Genomic DNA, 26,691 nt, shown 5'->3' on the forward strand with positions numbered 1-26,691 from the left:
AGCGGCCCCCGAGGAGCGATCCTCGGGGGCCGCTTCGTCGTTTCTGACTGGGCCTATTCCATTTCCCGAATCACGTGAGCCCATGTCAGTTCGCGATGTGATCTGGACCACCAAATCGCGGGCCTGAGGCAACCGCTTGCAATACCCAGCCGTCTATCAAGTAGCGAATGAGGCGATACGGGGGAAATATCCCGTTGACAAGGGGGAAACGTGACCGCCACGCAGCCTGATGTGACTGTGATCATCGGGGCGTACGAAGCGATGCCGTACCTGGTCGAGTGCCTGGCTTCCGTCGAGGCACAGACCATCGGCCCGGGGCGCATCGAGGTCATTGCCGTCGACGACGGTTCGACGGACGGCACGGGGGAGTGCCTGGAGGAGTTCGCCGCCCGCGCGGCGATGCCGGTCACCGTGATCCGGCAGGACAACTCGGGCGGCCCCAGCGGCCCGCGCAACGTCGGTCTGGGGAAGGCCGCCGGGCGTTACGTCTTCTTCCTGGACGCCGACGACCGGCTGGGTCCTGAGGCGCTGGAGCGCATGGTCGCGATGGCCGACAGGAACGGCACGGACGTGGTGCTAGGCCGCATCGAGGGCGTCAACCGCACCGCGCCCAAGTCGATGTGGGGCAAGACGCTGGACCGGACCGACGTCTTCTCCTCGAACATCAAGTTCACGCTGAGCGCGCAGAAGCTGTTCCGCCGCGACCTGCTGACCAGGCACAACATGCGTTTCGACGAGTCCCTGTGGACCGGCGAGGACGCGCTGTTCACGATGGAGGCCTATCTGCGGGCGGACGGCGTCTCCGTGGTCGCCGACCACACCTGCTACTACCTGGTGGGCCGCGACGACGGCAAGCACGTGACCAAGAGCGGCGGCTACACCCTGCGCTTCGACTCCGCGCGGGCCCTGATGAACCTGATCGCCGAGCACGTCCCGGCGGGCCCGCGGCGCGACCAGCTCATGCTCCGCCCCTTACTTATCACCCTGCTGCCGCAGTTCGGGCCCCAGTACGCCAAGGACAGCGAGAAGGTCCGGCAGCACAAGCTCGAACTGGCGAAGCCCCTCATGGACGCCTACTGGACCCCCGGCATCGCCGGCCGGCTCAAGGTCCACGAGCGGCTGCGGCTGCACCTGGTCGCCGAGCAGCGCCCCGAACTCCTGCTGGACGTCGTGGAGTTCGTCAAGGCCAAGAAGCAGGCGGCGGCCCTCCTGGAGAAGAAGGGCCGCCGGGTCTACCTCGCCTACCCGCACTTCCGGGACGCCGCTGCCGCAATCCCCGACTCCGTGTACCTCGCCGAACCGCGCGAGGCCCGTGCCTTCCCCGGATACCGGGAGGGCGGCGTGGACTCGTTCGTGCGGCGGGCGGTGCGCAAGGCGCGCCGGGTGCTGAGGTCCTCGGGCGGGGCTACGCCGGGTGGGCGGGCCGCTGCGGCGTGAACGACCGACGCTGATCGGGGATCTCGGGGGTCTCCGCCGCCAGCCGCTCCGCCATCCGGGCGCGGTGCTCCCCGGACACCGAACACAGCGACTGCACGGCCTCGTTGAAGCGAACCTGTGACGGCGGCTCGTCCGGTCCCAGCAGGTGCCGCTTCAACTCCGCCCGAGCCTCGACCAGTTGGTCCTTCTCGGGGTCCCGCACCGCGTCCAGCAGCTCCGGCACCCCGGCCGCGTCAGGCGTCAGCACCGTCCCCGCGCGCACGGTCGGGAAGGCCTTGCGGAACACGTCCTCCGCGAGGCCGCTGGTGTTCGCCACGGCGTACGGCTTCCCGCTCGCCAGGAAGTCGCTGATCACGCTGGACACATCGCTGACGAGCAGGTCCGCCTCGTTGAAGCAGGCGTACAGCGTCGGCCGGGCGGCCGTGACGACCTGGTGCTCCCACTCCGGCAGCGAGGCCCAGTACGCCTCCTCCCAGGCCGCCGTCGCCCGCGCCACCGCCTCCGCCCGCCCCGGCTCCGGCGCCGACTGCAGCAGCATCCGCTCGGCCTGGTCGGCGGACGCCCGCACGGCGGTCGTGGTGAGGCGGTCCAACTCCTGGGTGCGAGGGGCGAGTTCACCGGTGTCCCGCGGGCGCTCGCCGGTCCGCTCCCGGTTGGCCGCCGTGATCAGCTCACGGATGCGCAGATCGGCGGCTCCCGCGCGCGGATCCACCGACCCCGTCAGCGGATGCGGCTTGTACAGCAGCCGTACACCCGCATCCGCGAGCAGCGCGCGTACGAGGTTCTCGCCGGCCTCGATCACCGAGGTGTTGCCGGGGTTGCCGTCCCAGCCCTCCCAGGTCGGCGCGTACAGGACAGTCGTGCGCGCCCCGCTCGGCGGGCCCGCGTACGGCCGCACGTCGTCCAGCTGCGGGCGGCCGATCTCCACGACGTCCTTGTCCTCGACGCCGACCTCGGCGTACGCGTACCGCTCGCGTGCCGCCGGTCCGGCCACCCACACCTCGTCGTAGGCCTTCGCGTACGGGTTGCAGGACGACAGCTTGTCGCTCTCCCCGTGGTTGACGAAGGTGTGCTTGAGCGTGGGGATGCGCAGGACCTGGGAGGTCTTGCCGGAGTTCGAGGGGTGGATGAGGACCTGGAGCGAGGACTCCTCCAGGCGCATCAGCGTGGAGACCTTCGGCAGACAGAGGACCGGCACGTCGGTCGGCGCGATCTTCTGCACCATGAACCGCTCGCGCAGCACGATCAGCGGCCTGCCGTCCAGCTTCGCGAGCGGCTCCAGCCACATGTTCGCCTGGTACGCCGAGGCCGCGCCGCCGGAGAAGTAGACCCCGACGGTCGGCCGGTACTCGGCCAGCCAGGCGTCGAGCCAGTCCAGCGTCTCCCGCTCACCCGCCGGGCGACGGCTCGGCAGCAGCCGTACGAGAAGGTCGTACAGGCCCACCAGGGCGAGGCCCAGGGAAAGTGCGATGCCCAGGGCCGCGCAGCGGGGGTCGTCGGTGGCCGCCGTGGCCAGCAGGCCGGCCGTGGCCGGGAGGCCGAACACCAGCAGGCGGGGCCCCGGGCGGCGCAGCAGGATGGGCGGAGCGGGGGACAGGCGCAGGGCGGCGGCGTCGATGTTGCGGGTGACCACCGGCAGCGTGCGGGTGCGGCGGACCAGCACCGACACCGCCTGGATCGCGCAGTGCAGGACGTAGAAGGCGAGCAGACCCGCGACCAGCGGGGTGTACACCGGCTCCTGGTGCTGCTCGCCCAGCCGCAGCAGGCACACGACCAGCAGCAGGTCACGCAGCACGTGCCGCACGGTGATGTCCGCGTGCGACTTGGCGAACACCGACAGGATGCCGCGCTGCCAGCGCAGCAGCACGCCCTCGACGGCCAGGGACAGGGCCGTCGCGCCGAGCAGCAGCGGGACGTGCGGGCGCAGCGCCGCCACGGCCTGGGCGCAGAAGGCGGCGGCCAGGAGAGCCGTGACGAGCGCTCTCGCCGGGATGCGGGACAGGGGTGCGGGCAACTGCGGTCACTCCAAGATCGGCGCGGGACGCGGGCGTCGGGTTACGAGACGTCGTGCGCCCGGGTTAACGCGCGGCGGCCTGCGGACGACACGCATGTGTCCTGGGGGCCTGGAGTGACCGGGGCCGGCGGGTACCCCGGCCCTCGACGTGGCGGCCGGTGACCGCGGCTCCCTACCGGCCCGATTGCAGCGCCCTGCGGATCGGGCCGCCCACCACGCGGCGGGCCCTGCGGTAGACGGACGCCGTCGGCACCGCGGCGCCGCCCTTGGCGGTGCGGGCCAGGTCGCGCCGCAACTGGTCGTTGTCCGTGGCGAGTTCGGTGATACGGCTCTGCAGCCAGCCGAACCTGGTGGTGAGCGAGGTCAGGTCGGCGTCGTTCCAGGGGCGGATGCCCGCCGGGAAGGACAGCGACTTCATGCGTGCGTCGAAGGCGGCACCGCCGTCGCCGTGCGTGAACGTGTTCTCCAGGCCGTTCCTGTCCAGGAACGCCGTGAACCGCTCGAACCGCTCCTGGTGGCCGCTCATCAGTGCGCCGAAGTCGGCCTCCTCGTACAGTGCCGCGGGGTCCAGGTCCTCGGTCAGCTTGTCGATCCGGCGGTGCGGGATGTCGAAGTAGCGGCACAGTTCGAGCGTGCGCGAGTCACCGCACAGCACGGTCGCCGGCGTGCCCGCCAGCAGCGCGGCGATGTTGCCGTGGATGCGGGAGCCGAAGGAGAAGTCGAACGGGCGCAGGTCGTCGATCCAGGTGACCGGGTCGACGTAGACGCGGACCTTGTCCTCCCGGTACATCGGGTGCTCGGGGTGCGTCGGCATCGCGGTCACCATGCCGTTCGGGTCGGACAGGTCCCGCCAGTGCAACTGCCGTGCGTCGCTGAGGTTCTGGCCGATGAAGCGCAGGTAGGGGTAGCGGGTGTGGGCGCGGGTGATGACCCGGTCCAGGCCCTGCGACTTCACCGCGCTGTGCGAGCCGTTGACCGCGATCCGGGAGCCGGCGCCGAGGACCGGCTCCCGCTTGGTGACGGTGAGCTCCTTGCCGTACAGGAACAGCGACGGGCAGCCGATGACCTCGACGTCCCGGAACCCCAGTTCCTTGAGGTACTTCTCGGTGAACTCGCCGCGCACCCCGATCGAGGCGCTGCGGTCGAGCACGGCGGAGACGAACTCGCGCACCGCGGGTTCGATGCCCTTCAGCCGTGCCGCGTTGTAGCCGAGCCCGGCCTGCGCGCCGACCCCCACCACGACCACGGGAATCCGGAGCTTGGTGATCAGCCGCGTCAGCCGCTTCAGCTGCCCCTCGAACGAGGGACGGAACGCGTTCGCGAGCGGGACCACGAAGGCGTCGTACTCCTCGTTGATCCGGCCCGCCGCCGAGACCTCGGTGCGGATGCCGTTCGAGACGACCTCGGTGCGCGGGGTCTGAAGGATCTTGTGGGTGGCGTCGCTGAAGATCAGGTTGCCGGAGTTGGTGGCGATGACGTCCCGATGGAGGGCCTCCTCGATGGAGACGACGTCGTAGGGGCTCTTGCCCGAGCGGAGGAGAAGCCGCTTCGCGCGGTGGACGTGATGAGCATCGTGTGGCACAGCGTTCAACTTAAGTTTGCGCTGTCTTTGACTTCTATAGGCAACCAACGCAACCTTTTCGCCGTGCGCGAGGCGTGAGCAGGCGGTTACCCCCGGGTTGTCCGGGGGCTGGAATCGCCGCGCGCCGCACGATCCTCTTCGCGTAGATTGCCGGGCAGGGAACCGGCCGTACGCGAGGGGAAAGAACACAGGTGGCAGGGGCAAGGCAGGGTGTGCGCGAGGCCCGCAGGATCGTCGTCAAGGTGGGGTCGTCGTCGCTGACCACCGCGTCCGGCGGTTTGGACGCCGACCGCGTCGACGCGCTGGTCGACGTCCTCGCGAAGAGCCGCAGCGGCGGGGAGAGGGAGGTCGTCCTCGTCTCCTCCGGCGCCATCGCCGCCGGTCTCGCCCCGCTGGGCCTGCGTCGCCGCCCCAAGGACCTGGCCCGCCAGCAGGCCGCCGCCAGCGTCGGCCAGGGCCTCCTCGTCGCCCGCTACACCGCCTCCTTCGCCCGGCACGGCGTCCGCGTCGGGCAGGTCCTGCTGACCAGCGACGACATGAGCCGCCGCGCTCACCACCGCAACGCCTCCCGCACCCTCGACAAGCTCCTGGCGATGGGCGCGTTCCCGATCGTCAACGAGAACGACACCGTTGCCACGGACGAGATCCGCTTCGGTGACAACGACCGGCTCGCCGCGCTCGTGGCGCATCTGGTGCGGGCCGACCTGCTGGTGCTGCTGTCCGACGTGGACGGCGTGTACGACGGCGACCCCAGCAAGCCCGGCACCTCGCGGATAGCTCAAGTGCACGGTCCGGAGGACCTGGCGCAGGTGGAGATCGGCAGCGCGGGCCGGGCCGGGGTCGGCACCGGCGGCATGGTCACCAAGGTCGAGGCCGCCCGGATCGCGGCCGCCGCGGGCATCCCCGTCGTCCTCACCAGCGCGATCCACGCCGCCGAGGCGCTGCACGGCGGCGACACCGGCACCTACTTCCACGCCACCGGCAAGCGCTCCGCCGACCGGCTGCTGTGGCTCCAGCACGCCTCCACCCCGCAGGGCTCGCTGACCCTGGACGACGGCGCGGTACGGGCGGTCGTCGAACGCCGGATGTCCCTGCTGCCGGCCGGGATCGCCGCCGTCGAGGGCGAGTTCAGCGCGGGCGACCCGGTCGAGCTGCGCAACAGCGCGGGGCACGCGGTCGCACGCGGGCTCGTCAACTTCGACGCCAAGGAGATGCCGCAACTGCTCGGGCGGTCGACGCGGGAGCTGGGGCGCGAGCTGGGGGCGGAGTACGAGCGGGAGGTCGTGCACCGGGACGACCTGGTGATCCTGGAGCCGTAGGGGCGGATGATCCCGGAGTTCTGAACGCCCTCCGGTGCTCAGGGCGGCCGAAAACAGGGGGAACGCCCCGTTGCGTAAGTCGCCCTGAGGTGGACGTTCCGCAAAATCGCCCCGCGAGCCCTTGCGGCCTGCTCAACTTTGTCTACGGGACACATTCCGCACGACCACCGAGTCGGTCACTGCGTAAAGGAGGCCGTCGTGAGACGAGTGCGCCCTGGGACGGCGTCCCGCAGTGCCGACGGGGCCTCGTCCCGTGCGGCCGGTGAGGAGCGCGCCTTGACGAGCGTCGCGGCCGGCGACCGCTACGAGGAGCCCAAGGACCTGCCGCGCCTGTGGCACGTCACCCTCAGCGTCTCCGGTCAGGAGGCCCCGGTGAAGGAAGTGCGGCGCGCCCTCGAACAGCTCGCCCACGACCACCCCTTTCTGCTGACCAGCCGGTACGCGGGCGACCACGCCGAGATCCGGTACTGGGAAGAGGCCCGCGACCTGCACGACGCCGCCGCGGTCGCGCTGCGCCTGTGGGGCGAGCACCGGCAGAGCGCGGGGCTGCCGCCGTGGGAGATCGTCGGGCTTGAGGTCATCGACCGCGAGACCTACCACCTGCGGCTCTCGGAAGGCTTCGGACCACCGCCGGCGACTCCGGTGGGTGTCCACCCGTTCTAGCGCGTAGTAGCGGGCGCGGTGCGGTGCGGTGCAGGGCGGTGCGGTGCGGTGCGGGCAAACGAGGGCGAGGGCCGCGTTTCGGTTCCGTCTCGCGGTTCGGAACATACGATGGACGGCCCTCGCGGGCGCACTACCCTTCTTTCATGACCACGCTTTCGCCGTACGACTCCATGTCCCCGGTCAACAGGGCCGCCTACCGCGCCAAGGCCGCCGCCGCCGACCTCGCCCCGCTGCCGCGGGCCGAGAAGGACGACGCGCTGCTCGCCATCGCGGACGCCCTGGAGGTCCGGACGAGCGAAATCGTCGAGGCCAACGCCAAGGACATCGCCAAGGCCCGCGAGGCCGGCACCAGCGAGGCGATCATCGACCGGCTGACACTGACGCCGGAGCGCGTGCGGGCCATCGCCTCCGACGTGCGGGACGTCGTCGCGCTGCCCGACCCGGTCGGTGAGGTCGTCCGCGGCTCGACCCTCCCCAACGGCATCGACCTGCGCCAGGTCCGCGTCCCGCTGGGCGTCGTCGGGATCATCTACGAGGCCCGCCCGAACGTCACCGTCGACGCCGCCGCCCTCTGCCTGAAGTCCGGCAACGCCGTACTGCTGCGCGGCTCGGCCTCGGCGTACGAGTCGAACAGCGCACTCGTCCGGGTGATCCGCGACGCGGTGGGCGGGGCGGGGCTGCCCGCCGACGCCGTGCAGCTGGTGCCCGGCGAGAGCCGCGAGAGCGTACGGGAGCTGATGAGGGCCCGCGGGCTCGTCGACGTGCTGATCCCGCGCGGCGGCGCCTCGCTGATCCAGACGGTGGTCACCGAGTCCATCGTCCCGGTGATCGAGACCGGCACGGGCAACTGCCACGTCTACGTCGACGCCCACGCCGATCTCGACATGGCGATCGAGATCCTGATCAACTCCAAGGCCCAGCGCGTCAGCGTCTGCAACTCCGCCGAGACCCTGCTCGTCCACCAGGACATCGCCCCCGAGTTCCTGCCGCGTGCCCTGGACGCCCTCGCGGAGGCCGGGGTGACCGTGCACGCCGACGAGAGGGTGATGGCGTACGGCAAGGACTCCAAGGCGACCCTCGTCGAGGCGACCGCGGAGGACTGGGAGACCGAGTACCTGTCGTACGACATCGCGGCCGCCGTCGTGGACTCGCTGGACAAGGCCGTCGAGCACATCCGCCTGTGGACCTCCGGCCACACCGAGGCCATCGTCACCACTTCGCAGCAGGCCGCCCGCCGCTTCACCCAGCTGGTCGATTCCACGACGGTCGCGGTGAACGCGTCCACCCGCTTCACGGACGGCGGCCAGTTCGGCTTCGGCGCGGAGATCGGCATCTCCACGCAGAAGCTGCACGCCCGCGGGCCGATGGGGCTGCCCGAGCTGACCAGCACGAAGTACATCGTCACCGGCGACGGGCACGTACGGCGCTGACCCGTACGGCGTAGGGGCGCGCGGCCAGGGCATATGCGTCGGACACGCGCTCCCGGGCAGCCTCCGTGCCGCACGACAGGTGTCTCACCAGGCAGATGAATTTCCATACCGTCTGCCCAAATTGACCCCCCAGGTCTACTCTGGAGCCGTGCCGGAGGACGTGGGGGGCACGCCGTTCCCTGACGGCTGGGAGCCCGACGACGACCACGACCGCGGGGTGTCGGACGAAGAGTTCGCCTCCGTGGTCTTCGACGAGGCCTTCGTACGGGCGGCCGTGGTGCACGAGCCGACCGCCGTCGAGCGCCTCCTGGCCGCCGCCCAGGCGAGAGCGGAGGCCTCCGAGGCGGAGGCCCGCCGGGCACACGGCCGGGGCGAGCGGTACGACGACGGGTACGGCACCGGCGACCGCGCTTCTTTCGGCCATGATCCCGAGCTGGACGATCTGGACGACACGGACATCCTGGAAGGCCGCTACGGCGCCCCCGGGACGTACGGCAAGCAGGTTCGCTGGCACCGTCCCGTGGCTTGGATGCTCGCCCTCGTGATGGGTATCGGCATGGTCGCGCTGGCCTTCACGGCGGTCTATCGCGGCGCCTCGTCCAACGGTCGCGAGCAGGTCCCGGCGCCCGCGTCGACCGGGCTGGAGCAGGGCAGCGCAGCGGCTCCCTCCGCCTCCGCCGACCACTCCCAACCGGCCATCTCGGCGACCCCGCGCACGCCCTGACCAGGCCCGGTCGAATGACCCGATCGATGGCCTGAACACCACGGAGAGCGGTCTGACGATCCTGGTGAGAACCTGTCAGAACTTGTCATGCAGCAGGGCGTTTACCTGAGCTCCTGGCGACCTACCCTGAAGATATGGGCGGGCCAGGAGACCCACCTGAGGGGACACCCGAGGGCGCCCCCGGAGGTGGCGAGGACGAGTACCGATCCGTCGTCTTCGACGAGTCGTTCATCCGTGCTGCCCGCCTCCAGGAGTTCTCCGCGCAGGAGCGGATCGCCGACCACGCCCCCGCCGTGCGCCGCCGTGCACCACTGCAGCGCGGCCTGTCCCGGCAGGCACTGATCCTGGTCCTGTTGATCGCCGTGGCCTTCGGGACCGCGATCTACATGGGTGTACGGCACCCCTACCAGACCCCGGCGAACTCCGGGCCGCCCGCCGAGCCGCTGCGCATGACCGTCATCCCGCTCGCGCCGGAGGGCAAGGTGCCCGGGGGCAGCGACGCGGAGAACCTGTACGCGCACAGCCCCGCCGCTCAGTTCCGGCTCGGTGCGGAGGGCATACCGCTGCCGGCCGCCCGCCGTACCGCGCACTTCTCGGACAGCCAGGTGACGAATGCGCTGAGCATCGCCAAGGACTACATCGTGCGGTCCTCGCTGTATCCCGAGGTGCTCACCGGTGAGCAGGTCCGTCCGGTCCGGGTGCTGCTCGATCCCGACCAGCTGGACCAGTTCGACCAGAGCTTCAGGCAGCCTGCCGCGGACGGGCGGCATGCGCCGACCGGGTGGCTGGTGCGCTTCGACTCCTCCCAGGCCGAGCTGGCGGACCGCAAGATCCGGGTGCAGGGGACGCTGCAGGCGGCGGAGACGGACTCGTCCACGCTTGAGGTCACGGCCGATCACACGTTCGTGTACGCGCTGCGGGCGGTGCAGGCGGGGGCCGGGGAGAAGGCGGCCGAGGCCTCGCTGTTCACCGTGCGGCGGGAGCTGCACTTCCGGTTCGACCGGGAGGACCTGCGGCTGCATCAGGCCCAGCTGGTCGTGTCCTACGTGCAGGCCGGGCCGCTGTCGTGCGCCGAGGACTCCACGAACCGGCTGCATCCGCTGCTGGCCGGGCAGACGGCGAAGGAGGGCGGCCCTGCGGGGACCGACCCCTATGCCACGGGTGGGGCGACGGCGCTGTGCGGGTCGCTGGCTACGGGGTCCCAGCCGAAGGTTTGAGCGCCGGGGGCTTTCCCGCCCCCGCCGCCCCTACCCGTCCCAAACGCCGGACGGGCTGAATGTGCCCGGACCGGCGCCGAGAGGCGAAGCCGTCAGCTGTTGGCTGTGCCGTCCTCGCCCGTGCCGTCCTCGCCCGTGCCGTCCTCGCCCGTGTTGTCGCGCCTCGGCTCGTCCTTCGGGGGTGCGCTGGTGAAGCCGCCGAAGCCTCGGCGTACGCGGCCGCCCAGGTCGCCGGCGCCGCCCGCTATGTCCGTGACCAGCTTCATCAGGGGGTCCTTGGAGGACTTCACGTGGGTGGCGTAGTGGGAGGCGGACTCACGGAAGGAGTCGGTGACCGAGGCGTCCTTGTCCTCGTCGCGGCGCGGGTAGTGGCCGTCCATGATCCGCTGGTAGTCGCGGGACTCGGCCCACTTCTTCAGCTCGGCCGCCCGGACCGTGGTGAAGGGGTGGGAGCGGGGCAGGACGTTCAGGATCTTCAGGACCGAGTCGCGCAGGTCGCCGCCCGCCTCGTACTCCTCGGCCTGCTTCAGGAACGCGTCCACGTTCATCTCGTGCAGATGGTGGCCGCCCGCGAGCTTCATCAGGCCGCGCATCGACGACTGGAGGTCCTGGCCGACGAGCAGGCCGGCTCGGTCGGCGGAGAGCTCCGACTTGCGGAACCACTCGCGCAGCGCCGTCACGATCGCCATGATCGCGATGTTGCCCAACGGGATCCAGGCGACTCGGACGGCCAGGGTGGTGAGGAAGAGGAGGATCGTGCGGTAGACCGAGTGGCCGGAGAGGGCATGGCCCACCTCGTGGCCGACGACCGCCCGCATCTCCTCCTCGTCGAGCAGCTCGACCAGGCCCGTCGTGACCACGATGATCGGCTCGTCCAGGCCGATGCACATCGCGTTCGGCACCGGGTCCTGGTTGACGTACATCGGCGGGACCTTCTCCAGGTCCAGGATGTAACAGGCGTCCCGCAGCATGTCGTTGAGGTGCGCGAACTGCTGGTCCGAGACCCGCACCGAGTCGGACAGGAAGAGCAGCCGCAGACTGCGCTCGGGGAGCAGGCCGCTCAGGGCCTTGAAGACCGTGTCGAAGCCGCTGAGCTTGCGCAGGGCCACCAGGGCCGAACGGTCCGCCGGGTGTTCGTACGCACGCGAGGAGATCCCCGGGAAACGCCTGCGCTGCCTGCTGGGTACGTTCTCGTGCCCGGTGTGCTCGTTGCCTTCGGACATGTCTTCCCCCATGTGCGTCTGGATGGCTCTCTGCGGCCCTTTGCAGAGCCTTGTTCCGCCCTTTGCGCCCCCGAAGCAGAGCCCAGCCTAGGCGGAGTTACCGTGGACGGGCACTACAGCGAAGGAGTTCCGCGTCATGGAGCACAATCCCCCGGCCACCTGGCTCACCGAGGCCGCGAGCGCGGCCGAGCAGCAGGGGGCGGGAAATCTGCTCCGGGTCGTACTGATCGTGATGGTCGTGGGCTGTGTGCTGACCGCGTGGTTCCTGTTGCGGGGCTACAGGCGGAATGACGACTGAGCCGCCGGGAAGGTTCCCCGCGGACCGTCGCGGGCGCCCCAACGGTGGAGTCGGCGTGATCGCCGTCATGGCGCCCGCTTACGATGGGCCGACATCTTTATCCCGCCCACACCGGATAGGTCACGCCGAAGATGAGCTTCCACAGCGCCGCTGCCCAGTTGGTCACCCTCGCCGCCGAGGGCGAGGAGCACGGTGGCAACCACAACAGCATCAGCCCGTGGCTCACCGGGGGTGGCGCCTTCGTCATCCTGCTGCTCCTGCTGTGGATCACCACCCGCTTCAACCGCGACCGCTGAGTCCCGGCCAGGCCCCTCCCGGTCCGGTCGGCAGCTGCCCGGCCGGAGCCCTCAGGCGGGGCCGGTAGGGTCTGCACGCATGGGAGAGCAGGACATGCCTACCGGCCCCGGAAACGGCCCGTCGAACCGTGCCAAGCGCCGTCTCGGCGTCATGGGCGGAACGTTTGACCCGATCCACCACGGCCACCTCGTCGCGGCCAGTGAGGTCGCCGCGCAGTTCCACCTCGACGAGGTCGTGTTCGTGCCCACCGGCCAGCCGTGGCAGAAGAGCGACCGGCACGTCTCCCCCGCCGAGGACCGCTATCTGATGACGGTCATCGCCACGGCTGAGAACCCGCAGTTCTCGGTCAGCCGCATCGACATCGACCGCGGCGGCCCGACGTACACCGTGGACACCCTGCGGGACCTGCGCGCGCTCAACCCGGACACGGACCTGTTCTTCATCACCGGCGCCGACGCTCTCGACCGGATCCTGACGTGGCGGGACTCGGAGGAGCTGTTCTCCCTCTCGCACTTCATCGGGGTCACCCGGCCCGGTCATCACCTCAACGATCCGGGGCTCCCGGAAGGCGGTGTCTCGTTGGTCGAGGTTCCCGCGCTGGCCATCTCGTCCACCGATTGCCGCGCGAGAGTCGCAAAGGGAGACCCCATCTGGTATCTGGTGCCGGACGGGGTTGTGCGCTACATCGACAAGCGCGAGCTGTACCGCGGCGAGTGAGGCAGTGAGCCGAGAGGGGCTACCGGTGAACGACCGATACGACGCGGGGAGCGCGGGATACGAGGCCGACCAGTACGAACTGGTCGGCTACGACGAGTACGGGCAGCCGGTGTACCGGCAGGTCCCGCCACAGCAACAGCAGCCCCAGCAGCAGTACGACCCTTACGCACAGCAGGGCTACGGCTACGACCCGTACGCGACCGGCCGCCAGCAGCCGGTCCCGCCGTACGACCCCTACGGGTCCGGCGACACCGGTCAGCAGCCGACCACGCCGGCATACGACCCGTACGGCACCGGCACGCACCAGCAGCAGCACCACGGCGGGCACTCGGCGCCGTACGACCCGTATGGCCGTACCGCGACCAGCGGTCAGCAGCAGCGGGTCGCCGAGCAGACCGCCTACATCCCGCAGCAGGCCGGGCCGGTCGAGGAGCCGGTGGCCCAGGGCCGCGGTGACGGGGACTACCACACCGAACAGTTCGCCTTCGTCGAGGAGCCCAACCAGGACTCCGAGGACGTCATCGACTGGCTGAAGTTCACCGAGAACCGCACCGAGCGCCGCGAGGAGGCCCGGCGACGGGCACGCGCGCGTGTCATCGCCCTGGTGGTCGTCCTCGCGATCGCCGCGGCCGGCGGTGTCGGCTACCTCTGGTACGCCGGGAAGCTGCCCGGCCTCTCGGCGTCGGACGACAAGACGGACACCGCGACGCCCGTGGGCGCCCAGAAGCGTGACGTGATCGTCGTCCATCTGCACAACACCAAGAGCGGCGGCACTTCCACGGCGCTGCTCGTCGACAACGCCACCACCCAGCAGGGCACCACCGTCCTGATGCCCAACTCCCTCGCCCTGTCCGGCGACGACGGCAGTACGACGACCCTGGCCAAGTCGGTCGACGACGACGGCTCCTCCGGGACGCGCGACGCCATCGACACCGTCCTCGGCACCGAGATCCAGGGCACTTGGCGGCTGGACACCCCGTATCTGCAGAACCTCGTCGACCTGGTCGGCAACATCGAGGTCGACACCAACGCCGACGTGCCCGACCCGGACGCCAAGTCCAAGGGCGCAGCACCCCTCGTCCGCAAGGGAAAGGCGCAGACCCTCAGCGGCAAGACGGCCGTCGCCTACGCCACCTACCAGGGCTCCGGCGAGGCGCAGAACGCCCAGCTGGAGCGGTTCGGGCAGGTCATGCAGGCCGTGCTGCGCAAGCTGACCTCGGACACCCAGGGCGCGACCACCACCGTGCAGACGCTCGGGATGATCATCGAGCCGCCGCTGACCGACAAGGACCTCGGCGCCTTCCTCGCCAAGCTCGCCGACCTCGCCAAGGGCGGCGACTACAAGACGGCCATGCTGCCCGTCCAGACCGACGGCACGCTGAGCGCACAGGCCAGCGCGAGCGTCGTCAAGGACGTCCTCGGCGGCACCGCCAAGAGCCCCAGCAAGGACGCCGCGGTCCGCGTGTCCGTCCGCAACGCCAGCGGCGTCAAGGACAACACCAACGAGGCCCGCGTGGTGCTGCTCAACGGCGGCTTCACCTTCCTGGAGGGCGGCACCGGGTCCACCGCGGCCACGTCCGAGGTCGTCTACGCCGACGCCGCCGACAAGGACGACGCCACCGAGGTCGCCAAGACCCTGGGGCTGTCCTCCGGAGCGGTCGGCAAGGGCGAGGTGTCCGGGAACGCGGACGTCTCCGTGGTCCTCGGCCAGGACTACAAGCCGTCGTCCTCCTAGCGGGCACGACACCCGGGGCACCCCACGTGAGCCGATAATCACGTGGGGTGCTGTCGGCGGTCCGTGAGACCCTTGATGTCAAGTGTCCGCCGACCGAAAGCCTTGTAGTGACCGCTACCGACCGTTCCCTCGAGCTCGTCAACACCGCCGCCCAGGCAGCCGCCGACAAGCTCGCGCACGACATCATCGCCTACGACGTCAGCGACGTGCTGTCGATCACGGACGCCTTCCTGCTGGCCTCCGCGCCCAACGACCGCCAGGTCAAGTCGATCGTCGACGAGATCGAGGAGCGGCTCCAGAAGGAGCTCGGCGTCAAGCCGGTGCGCCGCGAGGGCGACCGCGAAGCCCGCTGGGTGCTGCTCGACTACGTCGACATCGTCGTCCACGTCCAGCACAGCGAGGAGCGCGTCTTCTACGCCCTGGAGCGGCTGTGGAAGGACTGCCCCGAGCTGGAGCTGCCCGAGGACGCCAAGGCCACCCGCGGCAAGGCCGCCGAGCACGCGAAGCACCAGGCCGCCGAGGAGGCGGCCGAGCTGGGCGGTGAGTGGCGATGAGTGCCACCGGCGAGGTGGCCGCGGGCCGGCCCGGCCGCGGCCGCCGCGTCATCCTCTGGCGGCACGGCCAGACCTCCTGGAACGTGGAGCGCCGCTTCCAGGGCTCCACGGACGTCCCGCTCACCGAGGCCGGCATCTCCCAGGCCCGCCGCGCCGCCCGGCTGCTCGCGGGTCTCAAGCCCGACGCGATCATCGCCTCCGACCTTCAGCGCGCCGCACACACGGCCGCCGAGCTGGCCACGCTCGCCGGCCTGGAGGTCATGCACGACGAGGCCCTGCGGGAGACCTACGCGGGCGTCTGGCAGGGCCTGACGCACGAGGAGATCATCGCCCGGTACGGCGAGGAGTACGCGGCGTGGAAGCGCGGTGAGCCGGTGCGCCGCGGCGGCGGCGAGCTGGAGACCGAGGTCGCCGACCGCGCCGCGCCCGTGGTGCTCCGGCATGCCGAGAAGCTCCCGGAGGACGGCACGCTCGTCGTGGTCAGCCACGGCGGCACGATCCGTACGACCATCGGGCGCCTCCTCGGCCTGGAGCCCAGGCACTGGGAGAGCCTCGGCGGCCTGACCAACTGCTGCTGGTCCGTCCTGGGTGAGGGCGCCCGCGGCTGGCGTCTGCTGGAGCACAACGCCGGCACCCTGCCGGAGCCGGTGCTCGGCGACGACGACTGAGCCGAGGCGACTGAGCCGAGGACGACTGACGCCGGCCGTCCCGGCCGGGACGGCCCGGGACCCGGATTTCACTTTCCGGCAGGTCGCAGGCTAAAGTTCTTCTTGTTCGCCCCGCCGAGCGGGGCGAAAGACCACTGCGGTTCGCCCGCGTGGCACAAGGGGCTATAGCTCAGTTGGTAGAGCGCCTGCATGGCATGCAGGAGGTCAGGAGTTCAATTCTCCTTAGCTCCACAGTGAGACAACAAGATCCCGCCGATCGCTTCGATCGGCGGGATCTTCTGGTATCCGAACTGTTCGGGTCCGTCTTGAGTCACTTGGGCCTCGCAGGCGTATACCTCTCAAGAGGCGCTTTGGGGTGCGTGTTCGCACGCTTCGTTCGGCCGCGGAGGCTGCCGTGTCCGGACTGGTACTGAGGCGTCGCTGACCGTATTGGTCCGGCCGTGGCAGAATCAAACGGCCGGAAGGGGGCGCGGCCCGACGGGAGGGAGTTGCGATGCCTGCGAGCATCTTCGGAGAGGCCGGTGGCCTCTCCGAAGCAGCGTTGGCACGGGATACGATCACCCGCCTCAGCTGTCCTTCCTGCGGCTCCGCCCACGTCGCCCAGCTCTTGGGGGACAATGGCGGAATTTCCTACGTGTGCACGGCCTGCGGCCACAGCTGGAGCTGATCGATGGGTGCACACAGGCGAAAGTGCGACTGGTGCGGCAGCGGAACGCCGATCGTCCGTGACATGGAACCGGTGAACCCCGACTACCAGTACTGGTGCGAGGAATGCGCGCGGGCGCTGATCATAAAAGGCGACCCGATCGAGACCTACCGTGAACTCGAGGGCGAACCGATCTACGGCCGTCTCCTCGAAGAGCACTGCACGCTCAAGCGCTTCTATTCCTTCGTCACGGCTTGACCGGCTGTCACGGCATGACCGCGGCCGGGGCTCCTGAGTGTCCTGACGCCGACCCCGGCGATCACGAGGAAGAGACACCCGGCCGTCCCGTAAAGAGCGGACATCATTAACTCGATGCCGTTTTGGTGCAGTTCATGCCGCCCCGGACCGTGCGGCACCCACCACAGCGCGTACGACGAGAAGACGAGCAGCATGCCGAGGGCGGCGGGCCGGTACGCGTGCGTGCCGAGGAGCAGGGTCACCGGCACGCACCACACCCAGTGGTGCGACCAGGACACCGGGCTGACGAGCAGCGCCGTCACCGCGCAGACGGTCACCGCCCGGGCCCGCTCTCCGCGCAACTCCGCCGCGACCGCCACGCCGAGCCCTGTCGCGCCCACCACGGCCGCCGTGAGCACCCAGGCGGCCCCGGGCTCCGGAGTGTGCAGCTGCCGCGCGAGAACGCCGCGCAGGGCCTGATTCGCGGTGTCCTCGGCGCGCCCCACGCGCCCGGCCGCGAACACGACGCGGGTCCAGAAACGCCAGGAGTCGTACGGCAGTACAGCCGCGGCCACCAGGGTCGCCCCGGCGAACGAGGCGGCTGCCACACGCGCGTGCCGCAGCCAGGGGGCGCCGCAGCCGTGCCGGCGTCGGGCCACGACACCGGCCAGGAGCAGGACCACCGCGAACAGGGCGGGCGTCAGCTTCACGGCCGCCGCGAGCCCGATCCCGATGCCGGCCCAGCGGTTCTCCGGACGGCGTGACAGATCCCACAGCACCAGGACGGCGAGCAGCAGGTTGATCTGCCCGTACCGCAGCGTCGTCCACACCGGCTCGCACCAGACAGCCACCGCCGCGACCCAACAGACGCTCTCCACGCGCGCGTGCCCGACCAGGCGCAGGGATTGCCGTACGAACACCACGAGAAGTGCGAGGTTCCCGGCCGTCGCCAGGGTGCGCATCGTCGCCGTGCCCAGGAGTGTCAGCGGAGTGAACAGCAGGGCCGCGAACGGCGGGTAGGTGGCGGGCAGTCGCGCGGTCGTCGCCCGCAGCGCGTACAGGTCGCCTCCCGCGCGTACGGTCGCGCCCTCGGCCCGGTACACCATCAGGTCGACCATCGAGACGTGCGCGGCCCGCTGGGCCATCCAGAACGCGGCGAAGGAGACCAGGCAGGCACCCGCGGCGACCGGCGCTCGGCGGCGGACGGCGGAGGGTGCGATCGCGGTCACGAAGTATGACATTAGTGGTCGTACTGATCTGGGTCGGAAACGATTTGGTGCTGCACGAGGTCGACCGGTAATGTTGGCGTCGCCGCCGGGGAAGCCGGGCGCCGCAGCCAAGATCGCGGCTCCGCCGGTTGGTCGCAAGGGGCTATAGCTCAGTTGGTAGAGCGCCTGCATGGCATGCAGGAGGTCAGGAGTTCAATTCTCCTTAGCTCCACAGCAGATCCCGCCGGATCGGTTCGATCCGGCGGGATCTTTTTGTGTGCTCCGGGACTGCTTTGTGTGCTCCGGGACTGCGCGAACGAGGGGCCGTCCGGTGCGGACGGCCCCTCTACGCGTGCGTGCCCTGCTTCAGCGGCCCAGCGCCCGCCTGCCGCGGCCCTGGGAGAGGACCGGCAGGTTGCGGGACGACTCCTGCGCGCGGGTGTCCTCCTCCAGACGCAGGGCGAGGGCCGGGCAACGGCGTACCGCGCGCAGGGCCTTGGCCTCGGCGTAGCGAGGCACCTTCGCCTGGGCGACGGTGGGGAAGCCGTCGGCGCCCAGTTGGAAGACCTCCGGGAGGATGTCCGCGCACAGACCGTGGCCGCGGCACAGCGTCCAGTCGACGTAGATCTTCTGACGGCTGGGGCCGTTCTCCTCCGCCTCGGCGCCGCCCGGGATGCCCGTCGGGCCCATGCCGCCCTCGAAGAGCGGCAGAACGCCCTCCACGGGCCGTCCGCAGCCGTTGCCGAGGACATGCGCCGCGAGGTCGTCCGTGAACGCCTTGATGGTCGACTCCAGGAACATCGCGGAGCCGTCGGGGTGCGAGCACGCGCCACGCCGCTTCACGTTCTTGGCGACCTGCTTGAGCGCCTCCAGGGCGGCCGGGCCGCCGCCGTTGAGGATGTCCTCCAGGCCGCGCGCGGCGGCCGGCAGACCGAGGTAGCAGGGGCCGCACTGACCCGCGCTCTCCTCGGCCAGCCACTGCGCCACGCGCAGCGACTCGCCCAGCGGGCAGGTCTCCTGAGTGATCGGCAGGATCGCGCCGGCGCCGAGCGCGCCGCCCACCGCGTCCAGGGAGTTGCGCGAGACGATCGCCTCGTTGACCGTCGCCGCGTCGATCCACTTGCCGTGGTAGCCGCCGGTCAGTACGCCCTGCGGGACGGGCGGAGCGCCCGCGAGCTGGAGGACGTAGCGCAGCGGCACGCCCGTGGGGACCTCGATGACCATCGGGCGGGCCACCGCGCCGGAGACGGTGAGCATGACGGTGCCCGGCTCGTCGTACAGGCCGGTGTTGCCGTAGCGCTCCGGGCCGATGCGGGCGGCGATCGCGAGCTGCGCGAACGTCTCGGCGTTGGACAGCAGGGTGGGGGCGCCGCCGACGCCGCTCTGCGAGGCGCTGACCTTGCGGCCGGACGGGATCGCCGGGCCGCCGTCGATGGAGCGGATCACGGACGCCGCGGCGCCGGTGACCATGCGCACGGGGTTGCGCTGGACGAACGCGCGCAACGCGGAGCGACGGCTGTTGCTGAGGCCGCGTTCGGCGAGGGCTGCCTCCATGGAGCGCTGGGTGGACTCCCGGGTGACCGCCACCACGAGCGTGCGGGCACCCATGGCCTCGGCGCACAGCAGCGCGCCGTCCAGGATGAGATGCGGGGCGCGGTTGATCATCACCGTGTCCTTGCGGCAGGCCGGTTCGTCCTCACTGCCGTTGACGACGACGACCGGCCGCACCCCGCGCTTGATCGCGGCCTCGGCGACCGTGCGCAGCTTCCTGTGGAAGGGGAAGCCCGCGCCGCCGCGGCCCTTCAGGTTGATGTTCTCGGCGAGCTTCGCGAGTTGCTCGCCGCCCATCGGTTCGAGCGGCCCGTGCACCTTGAGATGCATGGGCAGATCGAGTCTCTCGACAAGGTCGAAGCCCGACGTGAGCTGGGGAAGTCCGACTACACGGACTTCTGGTACGTCGGGCAGGGCCTCGTTCACTTAAAGCCTCCGGAAGGCGTGTTCCAAGGTTCGCCCGAACCCGGTGCGTCGAAGTCGTAGGAGGCACCGGGGAAAGTTTCAGTGGCGGGACCGCTGTTGTTGTACGTGTCGTTCTGGTTGTACGTACCGAAGACGGCGTTTGTCTCAGCGGTGTCGTACACATCACTCGCGCCGTAGCCCGAAGCCCCCGCGCCATAGCCCGGGGTGCCTGAATTGTCGTAGACGGGGATGTTGTATCCGGTGTCGTTGAGCGGGTCGTACGACGACGGGGGTGCCTCGCCGACCGGCGGTGGGGACGGGATCGGCCAGCTGCCCGACGTGCTGCCGCCGCCGTCCACGCGCGGGATCGCCTCCGTCGCCTGCATGTCCAGGGGCAGGTCCATGCGTGCGGTCTGGTCGGCCGCATAGGGCTGTTGCCCGCCGGAGCGGGGTGAGACGGCGCGGTAGGCGGCGGCGAAACCGCCCGTGGTCTCCGCGGCCGAGGGGGCCTGGGAGGGCATGCCGGGCAGGGGGCCGGGGCGCTCGTCGCGCGAGCGTCGTGGCGGGCGCTGGTTGTCGTAGCCCGGCAGCGAGGAGCCGGACGCCGCCCTCGCTCGGCTCTCCTCCAGGTCCTCGCGGCCCGCCGACTCGTCGCGGCCGATGAACTCGGCGATCCGGTCGGCGACCTTGCGCTTGACGGGGCGGGGGGCGGCGCGCAGTGCGAGGGCGGCGGCGACGGCGACGACGCAGAGCTCGTAGCAGACCATGAAGAACGTCTTCGCCGGGCGGCCGGCGAACAGGCCGTGGATCAGGGCGGCGCACCAGGCCGGGTAAGCCAGCATGTGCATCATGCGCCAGCGGGCGGCGACCGGCGCCGGGGAGGCGAACTGGTTGCGCAGTGCGCCGGTGACGCCCACGAAGACCATGAGGAGGGCGGCCAGGGAGCCCAGGCCGATGAGGAAGGCGCTGCCCGGGATCTCGCTGCCACCGGCGAACACCAGGCTGAAGGGGATCAGCGCGGCGATCGGGGTGGCGTGGTCCAGCGCCAGTTTGACGCCGATGTGCACCATGAGGAACGCGATCGAGGCCACGGCGGTCACCCGGTGGATGCCCTGCGCGATGATCCGCTGACGGGTGTTGAGGATCATCCGGTCCTGGGCGACGAGGCCCCAGATCACCGAGCAGGTGAGGCAGACGAGTGACAGGACGCCGGCACCGAAGTTGAGGAACTCCTGGAGCCAGGTGCCGCCGAGCAGCACGACCAGGGGTATGAGCAGCAGAACAGCAGCGGTCGCCACCCCATAGGCCGAACGGCCCGTCCTGGGGAGCGAACTGTTACTACGACGAGGGTTCATGGGGGCAACTCCGAGCGGTTCGGGAAGGCGGTCCCGTTGCCGCACTCTAAGTGGCTCCATACCGGGGGGTACGGCGTTTGAGTTATTGCGTTGTTATCTACGGGCTGCGAGGGGCGTGTGTTGTCCCTTAGCGACTGTTACGCCAGGTAACAGTTGAGCGTTGTTCAACTTTTCGAGGTCTTCACAACTTTCAGGTACGGAACTCGGGGCGCCGATGTTCACGCGCGCCCCCTATAAGAAGCCCCTCGCGCCCCCCACTGGAAGTCCGTCGCGACCGGCTCGGGCGCTGCGGTACCCTGACGCCATGCGTGCCGTACGCCTTCTGCTTAGCGGGCCGCGCTGATCAGTCCCGACCGCCGGGCGAATCGGATGGTCGGAATCGGCGCGGCGTCCCCTCCTGTGCGAGGGGATTTTTCGTTTCCGGAGAACCGCAGCCGCTTGCAGAGACGATCGATGGAGCTTTGAGGATCATGAGCGAGACGAACCCCGCTGCCACCGCCGAGGTGGCCGCGCCGCACCGCTACACGGCCGCCATGGCGGCCGAGATCGAGGCACGCTGGCAGGACTTCTGGGACGTCGAGGGCACGTACGCGGCGCCGAACCCCAAGGGTGACCTGGCGGGCGACCCCGAGCTGGTCGCCAAGCCCAAGAAGTTCATCATGGACATGTTCCCGTACCCCTCCGGAGCGGGCCTGCACGTCGGGCACCCGCTGGGCTACATCGCCACCGACGTCTTCGCGCGCTTCCAGCGCATGACCGGCCACAACGTCCTGCACACCCTGGGCTTCGACGCCTTCGGCCTGCCCGCCGAGCAGTACGCCGTGCAGACCGGCACGCACCCGCGTGTGTCCACCGAGGCCAACATCAAGAACATGCAGATCCAGCTGCGCCGGCTGGGCCTGGGCCACGACAAGCGCCGGTCGTTCGCCACGATCGACCCGGACTACTACAAGTGGACCCAGTGGATCTTCCTGCAGATCTTCAACTCCTGGTACGACGACGAGGCGAAGAAGGCCCGTCCGATCTCCGAGCTGATCGCCCTGTTCGAGTCCGGCGAGCGCGCCGTACCGAGCGCTGACGGCGGCACGCGGGCGTGGAGCGAGCTGAGCGTCGCCGAGCGCGCCGACGTCCTGGGCGAGTACCGGCTGGCGTACGCCTCCGACGCGCCGGTCAACTGGTGCCCCGGCCTGGGTACCGTGCTGGCCAACGAGGAGGTCACCGCCGACGGCCGCTCCGAGCGCGGCAACTTCCCCGTCTTCAAGGCCAAGCTGCGCCAGTGGAACATGCGGATCACCGCCTACGCCGACCGGCTGCTGGACGACCTGGACGAGCTGGACTGGCCCGAGGCCATCAAGCTGCAGCAGCGCAACTGGATCGGGCGCTCCGAGGGTGCCCGCGTCGACTTCCCCGTGGACGGCGAGCGCATCACGGTCTTCACCACGCGCCCCGACACCCTGTTCGGCGCGAGCTACATGGTGCTGGCGCCCGAGCACCCGCTGGTCGAGAAGTTCACCCCGGACGCCTGGCCCGAGGGCACGCACGACGTGTGGACCGGCGGTCACGCGACCCCGGCCGAGGCCGTCGCCGCCTACCGCGCGCAGGCCGCCTCCAAGTCCGACGTCGAGCGCCAGGCCGAGGCCAAGGACAAGACGGGCGTCTTCATCGGCTCGTACGCGACCAACCCGGTCAACGGCGAGCAGGTCCCGGTCTTCATCGCCGACTACGTCCTGATGGGCTACGGCACCGGCGCGATCATGGCCGTTCCAGCGGGTGACCAGCGCGACTTCGAGTTCGCGCGCGCCTTCGAGCTGCCGATCGTCTGCATCGTCGAGCCGACGGACGGGCGGGGCACGGACACCTCGACGTGGGAGGACGCCTTCGGGTCGTACGACGCGAAGATCATCAACTCCTCCAACGACGACATCTCCCTGGACGGACTGGGCGTCGCCGAGGCCAAGGCGTGCATCACCGAGTGGCTGGAGCGGTCCGGTGTCGGCGAGGGCACCGTCAACTTCCGGCTGCGTGACTGGCTGTTCAGCCGCCAGCGCTACTGGGGCGAGCCCTTCCCGATCGTGTACGACGAGGACGGCATCGCCCACGCGCTGCCCGAGTCGATGCTGCCGCTGGAGCTGCCCGAGGTCGAGGACTACTCGCCGCGCACGTTCGACCCGGACGACGCCGACACCCAGCCCGAGACGCCGCTGTCGCGCAACGAGGACTGGGTCAACGTCACGCTGGACCTGGGCGACGGCCGCGGTCCTCGCCCGTACCGGCGCGAGACCAACACCATGCCCAACTGGGCCGGTTCCTGCTGGTACGAGCTGCGCTACCTGGACCCGCACAACAGCGAGAAGCTGGTCGACCCCGAGATCGAGCAGTACTGGATGGGTCCGCGCGAGGGCCAGCCGCACGGCGGTGTCGACCTGTACGTCGGCGGCGCCGAGCACGCCGTGCTGCACCTGCTGTACGCCCGCTTCTGGTCCAAGGTCCTGTTCGACCTGGGGTACGTCTCCTCCGCGGAGCCGTTCCACAAGCTGTTCAACCAGGGCATGATCCAGGCCTACGTGTACCGCGACAGCCGCGGCATCGCGGTCCCGGCCGCCGAGGTGGAGGAGCGCGACGGCGCCTACTACTACCAGGGCGAGAAGGTCTCCCGGCTGCTGGGCAAGATGGGCAAGTCCCTGAAGAACGCGGTCACTCCGGACGAGATCTGCGCCGAGTACGGCGCCGACACGCTGCGTCTGTACGAGATGGCGATGGGACCGCTGGACGTGTCCCGGCCGTGGGACACGCGCGCGGTGGTCGGCCAGTTCCGGCTGCTGCAGCGGCTGTGGCGCAACGTCGTCGACGAGACGACCGGTGACGTGACGGTGGTGGACGCCGAGCCCGACGAGGACACGCTGCGTGCGCTGCACAAGGCGATCGACGGGGTGCGCGGTGACTTGGAAGGCATGCGGTTCAACACCGCCATTGCCAAGGTCACGGAGCTGAACAACCACCTGACGAAGGCGGGCGGCGCGGTACCGCGCTCGGTCGCCGAGTCGCTGGTGCTGATGGCCGCGCCGCTGGCCCCGCACATCGCCGAGGAGCTGTGGCGCAAGCTGGGGCACACCGACTCGGTGGTGCACCGCGACTTCCCGGTCGCCGACCCGGCGTACGTCGTCGACGAGACCGTGACCTGCGTCGTGCAGATCAAGGGCAAGGTCAAGGCCCGCCTGGAGGTCTCGCCGGCGATCTCCGACGAGGAGCTGGAGAAGGTCGCGCTGTCCGACGAGAAGGTCGTGGCGGCGCTGGACGGCGCCGGGATCCGCAAGGTGATCGTGCGGGCGCCGAAGCTGGTGAACATCGTTCCGGCGTAGGGGTAGGCGTAGGCGTAGGCGCAGGTGCCTCGGCATTGGCGCGGCGATTCGGTGGTTCGGCCGGGTCTGATGTGGGCTCGGGGCGATCCCCTACGGGCAGGTTCGGGGTTCTTCTGGAACTCCGGGTCTGCCTGCTGCGTTTACCGTTGAAGAGTGACGCGGTGTGTGCCGCGACCGGTCGGAGGAGGAGCTCGTGGAAGCAGTGATCGCAGTCGTCGCCCTGCTTTTCGTGCTCTTTGTCGTGCTCGGCGCGTACGCCACGGTGAAGGTGGTCGGGGCTGCCAAGCGCCGCGTGGACGAGACCATCACCCACGCCCGGCGCACGGTCGAGGACGGCACCCTGCGGGCCAAGTCCTTCGCCCAGCCGGGCGCCGCCGGCGAGCTCGCCCAGCTGCGGCTGAAGCTGCGCACCTCCATGCGCGCCACCCAGGACGCGCTGCACGCGGGCGTGACCGAGGACGAGTCTCTCAAGGAGTCCCTCGGCCTCTTCCAACGCCTCAGCGCGCACGGGCACGAACTGGACGCCGAGATGCGACGCCTGGAGTCCGAACCGGACCGGGCGACCCTCGCAAAGCGCCTGCCCGACCTGCGCGAGCGCACCGAGCGCGTCGTCCAGTCGGCGGACGCGCTGCGCTGGGCGGCCCGCGACCGGGCCCGCCGCTTCGCCGCCGACGACCTGGACACCCTCAGCGAGCAGATCGACCTGGAGGCCGGCGCCCTGCGGCACTGGCAGACCACGGAGTCCTCCTCCTCGTCCTCTTCTCCTTCCTCCTCGTCGACGCCGCCGTCGGAAGGCCCGGCGGCCACGCCGCCCCCGTGGCCGGAGGCCCCGGCCACCGAGGCCGCCGGGACGGCCGAGCAGACCTGGCCGGACACGCCTCAGTCGCAGCGGGCCGAGGAGCCCACCCGGCCCGCCATCAGCCCGGCAGCCCCGCGCCCGACGTACCCCTGGCAGAAGAAACCCCGTCCCGAGAGCACGACTTGAGCCCGGCTGCGCCCGCGCTGATCGGTCAAGGCATTCCCAGGTGAGCGGGGTCGGGCTGCCGCCCGCGCGCTACGCCAGGTAACCTCCAGCTCATGTCCCGCCATGTCGCGATCGTCACTGATTCAACGGCCTACCTGCCGCAGCGGACGATGGAGCGCCACGGCATCACCGCGGTGCCCCTGACCGTGGTCGTCGGCGGTCAGGCGTTGGACGAGGGCACCGAGATCTCGACCCGATCCCTCGCCCAGGCGTTGCAGAAGCGACGCCCTGTCACCACCTCGCGTCCCAGCCCCGAGGTCTTCGCGGAGCACTACCGCAAGGTCGCCGAGGCGGGCGCCACCGGCATCGTCTCCCTGCACCTGTCCGCCGAGCTCTCCGGCACCTACGACGCGGCGGTCCTCGCTGCCCGCGAGGCACCGGTACCGGTGCGGGTGGTGGACACCGGGATGGTCGCCATGGCGCTCGGCTTCTGCGCGCTCGCAGCGGCCGAGGCGGCGGAGACGGGCGGCACGGTGGACGAGGCCGTCACCGCCGCGGAGAAACGGGCCGGGGCCACGGCCGCCTACTTCTACGTCGACACCCTCGACTATCTGCGCCGCGGCGGCCGCATCGGCGCCGCGCAGGCGCTGTTGGGCTCCGCGCTCGCGGTGAAGCCGCTGTTGCAGCTGGAGGGCGGCCGGATCGGCCCGCTGGAGAAGGTACGGACGGCTTCCAAGGCGATCGCCCGCCTCGAGGAGATCGCAGCCGACCGGGCGGGCAGCGCGCAGGTCGACATCGCGGTGCACCATCTCGCCGCCCCCGACCGGGCGTCGGCACTGGCGGAACGTTTGCGGGCGCGGGTGCCTGGGCTGTCCGATCTGCATGTGAGCGAGGTCGGGGCGGTTATCGGGGCGCACACCGGGCCTGGGTTGTTGGGGGTTGTGGTTTCGCCGCGGTGACGGCCCTTTTGGCGAGTGACTCACCCGTGTGGGTGGCGGAGTTATCCACAACTCGCCGGTAATCCCCGGGAATTGAGCAAGATCATCGCGAGTGTGCCGAGGTGTCCGATCCTCGTCGCATGGCACTTC

General features: G+C 70.3%; 22 protein-coding genes and 2 tRNA genes. 18 read left to right on the forward strand and 6 right to left on the reverse strand.

Annotation, left to right across the window (positions count from 1 at the left end):
* The first annotated feature begins 210 nt into the window (after positions 1-210).
* On the forward strand, positions 211-1,437 hold the full coding sequence (locus tag OG331_RS32840) for a glycosyltransferase family 2 protein (protein ID WP_406202879.1): 1,227 nt from the start codon (positions 211-213) through the stop codon (positions 1,435-1,437).
* On the opposite strand, the gene OG331_RS32845 is transcribed toward OG331_RS32840, so the two are convergent.
* Positions 1,406-3,451, reverse strand: coding sequence for a hypothetical protein (locus tag OG331_RS32845; RefSeq protein ID WP_406202881.1), 2,046 nt, complete (start codon positions 3,449-3,451; stop codon positions 1,406-1,408). The two genes, OG331_RS32840 and OG331_RS32845, sit on opposite strands and share 32 nt — an antisense overlap.
* Positions 3,452-3,623: 172 nt before the next feature.
* A complete protein-coding gene (locus OG331_RS32850; protein ID WP_406202883.1) occupies positions 3,624-5,033 on the reverse strand; it encodes a polysaccharide pyruvyl transferase family protein in 1,410 nt (469 codons plus the stop codon).
* Between the two features lie 212 nt (positions 5,034-5,245).
* Between OG331_RS32850 and proB the strand changes: the two genes are divergently transcribed.
* From proB to OG331_RS32875, 5 genes are all read left to right on the forward strand, one after another.
* Positions 5,246-6,352: a glutamate 5-kinase gene (gene proB, locus OG331_RS32855; RefSeq protein WP_406210433.1), complete on the forward strand. Its 1,107-nt coding sequence runs from the start codon at positions 5,246-5,248 to the stop codon at positions 6,350-6,352.
* 207 nt (positions 6,353-6,559) lie between these two features.
* Positions 6,560-7,015: a hypothetical protein gene (locus OG331_RS32860; RefSeq protein WP_328884460.1), complete on the forward strand. Its 456-nt coding sequence runs from the start codon at positions 6,560-6,562 to the stop codon at positions 7,013-7,015.
* A gap of 143 nt (positions 7,016-7,158) precedes the next feature.
* Complete coding sequence (locus OG331_RS32865; RefSeq protein WP_406202885.1) at positions 7,159-8,445, forward strand: glutamate-5-semialdehyde dehydrogenase; 1,287 nt, start codon at positions 7,159-7,161, stop codon at positions 8,443-8,445.
* A gap of 121 nt (positions 8,446-8,566) precedes the next feature.
* On the forward strand, positions 8,567-9,169 hold the full coding sequence (locus OG331_RS32870) for a hypothetical protein (RefSeq protein WP_406202887.1): 603 nt from the start codon (positions 8,567-8,569) through the stop codon (positions 9,167-9,169).
* Positions 9,170-9,303: 134 nt separating this feature from the next.
* A complete protein-coding gene (locus tag OG331_RS32875; protein ID WP_406202889.1) occupies positions 9,304-10,386 on the forward strand; it encodes a hypothetical protein in 1,083 nt (360 codons plus the stop codon).
* Positions 10,387-10,478: 92 nt separating this feature from the next.
* Here the strand turns inward: OG331_RS32875 and OG331_RS32880 are convergent, their stop codons facing one another.
* On the reverse strand, positions 10,479-11,621 hold the full coding sequence (locus tag OG331_RS32880; RefSeq protein WP_406202891.1) for a M48 family metallopeptidase: 1,143 nt from the start codon (positions 11,619-11,621) through the stop codon (positions 10,479-10,481).
* 124 nt (positions 11,622-11,745) lie between these two features.
* On the opposite strand from OG331_RS32880, the gene OG331_RS32885 reads away from it, so the two are divergent.
* The 8 genes from OG331_RS32885 to OG331_RS32920 all read left to right on the forward strand — a co-directional run bounded on the left by OG331_RS32885 (position 11,746) and on the right by OG331_RS32920 (position 16,782).
* Complete coding sequence (locus OG331_RS32885) at positions 11,746-11,907, forward strand: hypothetical protein (protein WP_328427687.1); 162 nt, start codon at positions 11,746-11,748, stop codon at positions 11,905-11,907.
* A gap of 131 nt (positions 11,908-12,038) precedes the next feature.
* The gene (locus OG331_RS32890; protein WP_107119861.1) at positions 12,039-12,203 is read left to right on the forward strand and encodes a hypothetical protein; all 165 of its coding nucleotides are present in this window, start codon (positions 12,039-12,041) and stop codon (positions 12,201-12,203) included.
* Between the two features lie 79 nt (positions 12,204-12,282).
* The gene (gene nadD / locus OG331_RS32895; RefSeq protein ID WP_328427688.1) at positions 12,283-12,921 is read left to right on the forward strand and encodes a nicotinate-nucleotide adenylyltransferase; all 639 of its coding nucleotides are present in this window, start codon (positions 12,283-12,285) and stop codon (positions 12,919-12,921) included.
* 25 nt (positions 12,922-12,946) lie between these two features.
* Entirely contained in the window at positions 12,947-14,656 is a 1,710-nt protein-coding gene (locus OG331_RS32900; RefSeq protein ID WP_406202894.1) for a LytR C-terminal domain-containing protein, read from the forward strand.
* A gap of 107 nt (positions 14,657-14,763) precedes the next feature.
* A complete protein-coding gene (rsfS, locus tag OG331_RS32905; RefSeq protein ID WP_328881692.1) occupies positions 14,764-15,210 on the forward strand; it encodes a ribosome silencing factor in 447 nt (148 codons plus the stop codon).
* Positions 15,207-15,878, forward strand: a complete 672-nt coding sequence (locus OG331_RS32910; RefSeq protein ID WP_406202896.1) for a histidine phosphatase family protein — start codon at positions 15,207-15,209, stop codon at positions 15,876-15,878. The genes rsfS and OG331_RS32910 overlap by 4 nt, the downstream gene beginning before the upstream one ends.
* A gap of 158 nt (positions 15,879-16,036) precedes the next feature.
* Positions 16,037-16,109: transfer RNA gene (locus OG331_RS32915), tRNA-Ala, on the forward strand.
* Between the two features lie 439 nt (positions 16,110-16,548).
* Positions 16,549-16,782: a hypothetical protein gene (locus OG331_RS32920; RefSeq protein WP_003976229.1), complete on the forward strand. Its 234-nt coding sequence runs from the start codon at positions 16,549-16,551 to the stop codon at positions 16,780-16,782.
* Here OG331_RS32920 and OG331_RS32925 read toward each other — a convergent pair.
* Positions 16,761-17,990 carry a glycosyltransferase 87 family protein gene (locus OG331_RS32925; protein WP_406202898.1) on the reverse strand — a complete coding sequence of 410 codons (1,230 nt, stop codon included), beginning with the start codon at positions 17,988-17,990 and terminating at the stop codon, positions 16,761-16,763. The two genes, OG331_RS32920 and OG331_RS32925, sit on opposite strands and share 22 nt — an antisense overlap.
* A 138-nt stretch (positions 17,991-18,128) precedes the next feature.
* On the opposite strand from OG331_RS32925, the gene OG331_RS32930 reads away from it, so the two are divergent.
* Positions 18,129-18,201, forward strand: a tRNA-Ala gene (locus tag OG331_RS32930).
* A gap of 134 nt (positions 18,202-18,335) precedes the next feature.
* Here OG331_RS32930 and OG331_RS32935 read toward each other — a convergent pair.
* Both OG331_RS32935 and OG331_RS32940 read right to left on the reverse strand, forming a co-directional pair.
* Positions 18,336-19,946 carry an NADH-ubiquinone oxidoreductase-F iron-sulfur binding region domain-containing protein gene (locus OG331_RS32935; RefSeq protein ID WP_406202900.1) on the reverse strand — a complete coding sequence of 537 codons (1,611 nt, stop codon included), beginning with the start codon at positions 19,944-19,946 and terminating at the stop codon, positions 18,336-18,338.
* The gene (locus tag OG331_RS32940) at positions 19,943-21,280 is read right to left on the reverse strand and encodes a cytochrome b/b6 domain-containing protein (protein ID WP_406202902.1); all 1,338 of its coding nucleotides are present in this window, start codon (positions 21,278-21,280) and stop codon (positions 19,943-19,945) included. Before OG331_RS32940 ends, OG331_RS32935 begins: the two co-directional genes overlap by 4 nt.
* Positions 21,281-21,750: 470 nt before the next feature.
* Between OG331_RS32940 and leuS the strand changes: the two genes are divergently transcribed.
* The 3 genes from leuS (at position 21,751) to OG331_RS32955 (ending at position 26,562) form a co-directional block, all read left to right on the forward strand.
* Positions 21,751-24,639 carry a leucine--tRNA ligase gene (leuS, locus tag OG331_RS32945; RefSeq protein ID WP_406202904.1) on the forward strand — a complete coding sequence of 963 codons (2,889 nt, stop codon included), beginning with the start codon at positions 21,751-21,753 and terminating at the stop codon, positions 24,637-24,639.
* Between the two features lie 193 nt (positions 24,640-24,832).
* The gene (locus OG331_RS32950) at positions 24,833-25,624 is read left to right on the forward strand and encodes a hypothetical protein (protein ID WP_406202906.1); all 792 of its coding nucleotides are present in this window, start codon (positions 24,833-24,835) and stop codon (positions 25,622-25,624) included.
* 92 nt (positions 25,625-25,716) lie between these two features.
* Positions 25,717-26,562, forward strand: coding sequence for a DegV family protein (locus OG331_RS32955; RefSeq protein ID WP_406202908.1), 846 nt, complete (start codon positions 25,717-25,719; stop codon positions 26,560-26,562).
* The last annotated feature ends 129 nt before the right edge of the window (positions 26,563-26,691 follow it).

Origin of the sequence: Streptomyces sp. NBC_01017 (genome assembly GCF_045162795.1) — a bacterium.
Classification (GTDB): domain Bacteria; phylum Actinomycetota; class Actinomycetes; order Streptomycetales; family Streptomycetaceae; genus Streptomyces; species Streptomyces machairae.

Coding starts and splice junctions, on each gene's coding strand:
- OG331_RS32865 (WP_406202885.1), top strand. CDS start 7,159: ATGACCACGCTTTCGCCGTACGACTCCATGTCCCCGGTCAACAGGGCC.
- OG331_RS32875 (WP_406202889.1), top strand. CDS start 9,304: ATGGGCGGGCCAGGAGACCCACCTGAGGGGACACCCGAGGGCGCCCCC.
- OG331_RS32880 (WP_406202891.1), bottom strand. CDS start 11,621: ATGGGGGAAGACATGTCCGAAGGCAACGAGCACACCGGGCACGAGAAC.
- OG331_RS32885 (WP_328427687.1), top strand. CDS start 11,746: ATGGAGCACAATCCCCCGGCCACCTGGCTCACCGAGGCCGCGAGCGCG.
- OG331_RS32890 (WP_107119861.1), top strand. CDS start 12,039: ATGAGCTTCCACAGCGCCGCTGCCCAGTTGGTCACCCTCGCCGCCGAG.
- nadD (WP_328427688.1), top strand. CDS start 12,283: ATGGGAGAGCAGGACATGCCTACCGGCCCCGGAAACGGCCCGTCGAAC.
- OG331_RS32910 (WP_406202896.1), top strand. CDS start 15,207: ATGAGTGCCACCGGCGAGGTGGCCGCGGGCCGGCCCGGCCGCGGCCGC.
- OG331_RS32920 (WP_003976229.1), top strand. CDS start 16,549: ATGGGTGCACACAGGCGAAAGTGCGACTGGTGCGGCAGCGGAACGCCG.
- OG331_RS32940 (WP_406202902.1), bottom strand. CDS start 21,280: ATGAACCCTCGTCGTAGTAACAGTTCGCTCCCCAGGACGGGCCGTTCG.
- leuS (WP_406202904.1), top strand. CDS start 21,751: ATGAGCGAGACGAACCCCGCTGCCACCGCCGAGGTGGCCGCGCCGCAC.
- OG331_RS32955 (WP_406202908.1), top strand. CDS start 25,717: ATGTCCCGCCATGTCGCGATCGTCACTGATTCAACGGCCTACCTGCCG.